Raw genomic sequence first — 4,279 nt, forward strand, 5'->3', positions numbered from 1 at the left:
GGTCGGTGCAGGCGGCGTCGGGCAGCACGGGGTCGTCGCAGCGCCTGGCGTAGACGCCGTTCAGCGTGTCCGACGCCGTACGGGCGCCCTTGGCGGCGGCCGGGGCCCGCTCCGCCAGGGTGTCCAGGTGCTTGCGGATCGCGCCGGAGGAGTCGGCGACGAGCCGGGCCGTGTCCTCGATGGTCTTCTCGTTGCCCTTCAGGAAGGGGCCCACCTTGCCGGCGGTCGTGTTGACCCTGTCGGCGAGCTTCTGCGTGCCGTCCGCGACCCGCTTCGAGCCGTCCGCCAGGTCGCCGGCGCCCGTGTTGAGCTTCTTCAGACCCGTGGACAGCTTCCCGCTGCCGTCCTTGGCGTCCTTGAGGCCGTCGGCGAGGTCCTTGGAGCCCTTCTCGGCCTTCCCGATGCCGCCCTTGAGCTTGTCGGCGCCCTTCGCGGCCTTCACGGTCTCGCCGTGGATGTCGGAGAACGACACGAAGATCTTGTCCAGGAAGGACCGCGACGTCTTCGTGGACGCGGCCTGGCGCACCTCGCTGAACACCGTCCGGGAGATCTGCCCGACGATGTAGTTGTTCGCGTCGTTGGTGCGCACCTGGAGGGCGCCGGTCTCCGGGGACTTACCGGAGCTGGAGGCGATCCGCTCGCTGAAGTCGCCGGGCATGGTGAGCGACAGGTAGTAGGTGCCGTCCTCGACGCCCCTGCGGGCCTCGTCGGCGCTCACCTCGCGCCAGTCGAAGGTCTTGCTGTCGCGCAGCTTCTCCGTGATGTCGTCGCCCGCCGTCACCTTCTTCCCGTCGGCGGTCGCCCCCTTGTCGTCGTTCACGAGCGCCACGGGGATACGGTCCAGCCGGCCGTACGGGTCCCAGAACGACCACAGGTACAGCGCCCCGTACAGCAACGGCAGCACCAGCAGCGCGACCAGTGCGGCGCGCGGCAGCTTCCCCCGGCCGAAGCGGCGGAGCTCAAGCGCGGCCAGTCTCGGCGAACGCATCGGCCTTCTCCTTGTCCTCGCTCTGATGGGTGCTCTGCCGGGTGGACACCTTGACGGCGCCCTCGGGGGCCTCGCTGCACACCGCCACGACCGTCGTCCCGGCGTCGGCGACGGACCTGAGCAGGGCCCAGACCTCGTCCCGCTCGTCGTCCGAGAGCTTGAGGTCGGTGTCGTCGACCCCGAGCAGCCGCGGTCGGGCGACGAGGGCGAGGGCGACCGACAGCCGCAGCGCCTCCAGACGCTCCAGATCGCGTACGGCGGTACGGGGACCCTTGGGCAGCGTCTCCAGGTCGAGTCCGGCCGCGGCCAGGGCGGCGTCGACACGCAGCCCGGCCTCGGCCGCCCGCTCGCCGCGGGGCCGCAGCAGTCCGCGCAGGGAGTCGCCGAACCGCCTCTGGAGCAGGGCCCGTTCGCGCAGGTGCTCGCCGACGGTGAGGGCCGGTTCGAGGTCGGTGACCCCGGGCACATGGGCCAGGGCGCTGACGCGGCGCACCGCCGACACCTGCTTGGGAAGGCCTGCGTCGCCGATGGCCGCGGTGCCCTCCGTGATCTTCATCCGTCCCGTCAGCGCGAGCAGCAGGCTCGTACGGCCGGACCCGGACGGGCCCTCGACCGCGATGAGTGATCCCGGCTCTGCGTCGACGGACATCCCGCGGAACGCCCACCCGCGCGGCCCCTTGATCCCAAGGCCCTCGGCGGCGACCCGCGCCCCTCCCGCTTGTTCCCCCACGGGGCTCCCCTGATTGTGCGCAGTGATGGTGCGCATGAATTTGAACTGACTGGTCAGTGCAAAAACTACTCCGAACCTACGATCGAAGCAAAACCGCAGGTCAGAACGGATTGTCAGTGCCATACCTCACGATGGGTCACATACGGCACTCCCTGGGAGGAGCCGCCGTCACACGACGACAGGAGGTTCGTCATGGCCAGCTATCACGCAGCAGCCGCCCGCCGGCGCCGCGCCACCGGCCCTGCACCCTCACTGACCGGCCCGGCGAGCGACGTACACCCCGTGCTGCGCCGGGCCACGGCCCCGCCCGCCGCCCTCGACCTGCTCGCCCAGGCCCGCTCCGGTCTCGACGAGGCCACCGCCCTGGACACACCGAACGAGCGCTACGCGACGGCTCATCTCGCCGCCCTCCGCACCGCCGCCGCCGTCCTCGCCGCCCGGGGGAGGCCCGAGACCTCGACCCGGGCCCGGACCAAGATCCGGAGCGCCTGGGAAGTGCTCCCCGAGATCGCGCCCGAACTGACCGAGTGGAGCGCGCTGTTCGCCGCCGGCGCCCGGCGCCGGGCCCGCGCCGAGGCGGGCATCCAGGGCGCGGCGAGCGTCCGGGACGCCGACGACCTGATACGCGACGTGGCGATGTTCCTCCGCCTCGTCGAGCGCATGCTCGTCCTCCAGCCGGTCCTCCCGCAGCCGCGCCCGGACCAGGACCGGCCCGAGGATCCCGGCGCGGGGAGGGGCATGCCGGACGCGGGCTGACGGGGTACCGGCGCTCCGGGTCCGCCCGGCCGGCACCGGCCGGAGTCCCTGCCGGGACCGCTCATGCGGGCCGCCGTGTCCGAGGCAATAGGGTGGGAGACGCCTGAAGTCTTCCCTTCCCGCAGCCGGGGCCGGGGGAGGCACCCCGTTCGCTCCGCCGCGCAAGAGGCGGTGCCGCGCCGAGGAGTCAACTGCCGTGTCGGACCCGATGCGCCCACCCGTCTCCCCCCACCATGCCCAACCGGCGTCGCTGCGCTCCGGCCCTTCTCGATCTCGCGCCTCACTCCGTACCGCAGTGGTCTGGGAGGTCCTCCAGGACGCCCTGGATCGCCTGGTCAAGGCCACGGGCCGGGAGGCGCTGGACGTCCTCGACACCGGAGGCGGCAGCGGCAACTTCGCGGTGCCCGCCGCCCGCCTCGGCCACCGGGTCACCGTCGTCGACCCCAGCCCCAACGCGCTGTTCGCCCTGGAGCGCCGCGCCGCCGAGGCCGGCGTCGCCGACCGGGTGAAGGGCGTGCAGGGCGACGCCCACGGCCTCTTCGACGTGGCCGAGCGCGGCGGCTACGACGTGGTGCTGTGCCACGGCGTCCTGGAGTACGTCGACGACCCGGCCGAGGGCGTCCGCAACGCGGTGGCGGCCCTGCGCCCGGAAGGCGTCCTGAGCCTGCTCGCCGCCGGTCTCGGGGGTGCCGTGCTCGCCCGCGCCCTCGCCGGTCACTTCAAGGAGGCCAAGCAGGCGCTCGACGACCCGAACGGCCGATGGGGCACGGGTGACCCCGTGCCGCGCCGCTTCACCGCCGAGCAGCTCACGGGACTCGTCGAGGGCGCGGGCCTGCGGGTCGGCGCCGTGCACGGCGTGCGGGTCTTCGCCGACCTCGTACCCGGCGTCCTCGTGGACACCGAGCCCGGAGCCCTGGAAGCGCTGCTGAAGCTGGAGGAGGCCGCGGCCGAGCTGTCGGCCTTCCACTCGGTGGCGACGCAGCTGCATGTGCTGGGCGAGACCGGTGCGGCCGCTGAGGCCGGTGGGGCAGTCGAGACCGGTGGGGCAGTCGAGGCCTGAGCCGCTTCGTGAGGTACCACCCCTGATCAGCGCCTTGACTGTGCATGGAGTACGCCACAGGCCCCCCGAATGGGGGCTTGGCGCCGTATGATCGAGGGAGACCGTTCCGGCATGACGGGTCGGCCGCAGGGGAATGGAAGCCTCAGCGAGCCGGGACGTCCATGGCGGGTTCCGGTTGGTCAGTTGGCGCAGAGGGGCGGGTTTCACGGGGGCGATTCCCTGCCTATCCTGAAGAGACCCCCCGGGTCGCCCCCCGGCGACTGCACGATGAGGAGGACTCCGTGCCGCTCTCGGAGCACGAGCAGCGCATGCTCGAGCAGATGGAGCGAGCGCTGTACGCCGAAGATCCCAAGTTCGCGACGGCGCTCGAGGGAAGCGGACTGCGTACGTACACCCGGCGACGGGTCTACCAGGCGGTCGCGGGCTTCCTCGTAGGTATTGCGCTCCTCATGGCCGGTATGGTCGCCAAGCAGGTCTGGCTCAGCGTCGTGGGATTCCTCGTCATGCTGGGCTGTGCGGTGCTCGCCGTGACCGGCTGGCGCAAGGCCCCCAAGCCGGGCGAACAGGCGGCAGGCGCCGCCGGACCGCAAGCCCGCCGTCAGGGCGGCCGGCAGCGGCGCTCCATGATGGACCGCATCGAGCAGCGCTGGCAGAAGCGCCGCGACGAACAGGGCGGCCACTAGCCCGGAGCGCAGCTCCCCGGGACTACGTGAAGACGTGAATCAGGGGGTGACCACCCACCGGG

Annotated in this window: 5 protein-coding genes; 3 read left to right on the top strand and 2 right to left on the bottom strand. The window is 72.3% G+C overall.

The window, feature by feature from the left end; translation table 11 throughout:
* Positions 1-988, bottom strand: a 988-nt coding sequence (locus tag ACFTZL_RS41830; protein WP_382594931.1) for a YhgE/Pip family protein, incomplete at its 3' end; no start/stop codon positions are given.
* Positions 960-1,754 carry an ATP-binding cassette domain-containing protein gene (locus ACFTZL_RS41835; protein WP_382594934.1) on the bottom strand — a complete coding sequence of 265 codons (795 nt, stop codon included), beginning with the start codon at positions 1,752-1,754 and terminating at the stop codon, positions 960-962. The genes ACFTZL_RS41830 and ACFTZL_RS41835, both read right to left, overlap by 29 nt.
* A 156-nt stretch (positions 1,755-1,910) precedes the next feature.
* Between ACFTZL_RS41835 and ACFTZL_RS41840 the strand changes: the two genes are divergently transcribed.
* The 3 genes from ACFTZL_RS41840 to ACFTZL_RS41850 all read left to right on the top strand — a co-directional run bounded on the left by ACFTZL_RS41840 (position 1,911) and on the right by ACFTZL_RS41850 (position 4,217).
* Positions 1,911-2,474, top strand: a complete 564-nt coding sequence (locus ACFTZL_RS41840) for an SAV_6107 family HEPN domain-containing protein (protein ID WP_184596522.1) — start codon at positions 1,911-1,913, stop codon at positions 2,472-2,474.
* A gap of 196 nt (positions 2,475-2,670) precedes the next feature.
* On the top strand, positions 2,671-3,534 hold the full coding sequence (locus tag ACFTZL_RS41845; protein ID WP_382594937.1) for a methyltransferase: 864 nt from the start codon (positions 2,671-2,673) through the stop codon (positions 3,532-3,534).
* A gap of 281 nt (positions 3,535-3,815) precedes the next feature.
* Positions 3,816-4,217, top strand: a complete 402-nt coding sequence (locus ACFTZL_RS41850) for a DUF3040 domain-containing protein (RefSeq protein ID WP_189729100.1) — start codon at positions 3,816-3,818, stop codon at positions 4,215-4,217.
* Positions 4,218-4,279: the final 62 nt, after the last annotated feature.

Source organism: Streptomyces sp. NPDC056948, from assembly GCF_042674225.1.
Lineage (GTDB): Bacteria > Actinomycetota > Actinomycetes > Streptomycetales > Streptomycetaceae > Streptomyces > Streptomyces purpurascens.

What these genes read in the sequence shown, in the direction of transcription:
- ACFTZL_RS41835 (WP_382594934.1), bottom strand. Translation starts at nt 1,754, where the DNA reads ATGCGCACCATCACTGCGCACAATCAGGGGAGCCCCGTGGGGGAACAA.
- ACFTZL_RS41840 (WP_184596522.1), top strand. Translation starts at nt 1,911, where the DNA reads ATGGCCAGCTATCACGCAGCAGCCGCCCGCCGGCGCCGCGCCACCGGC.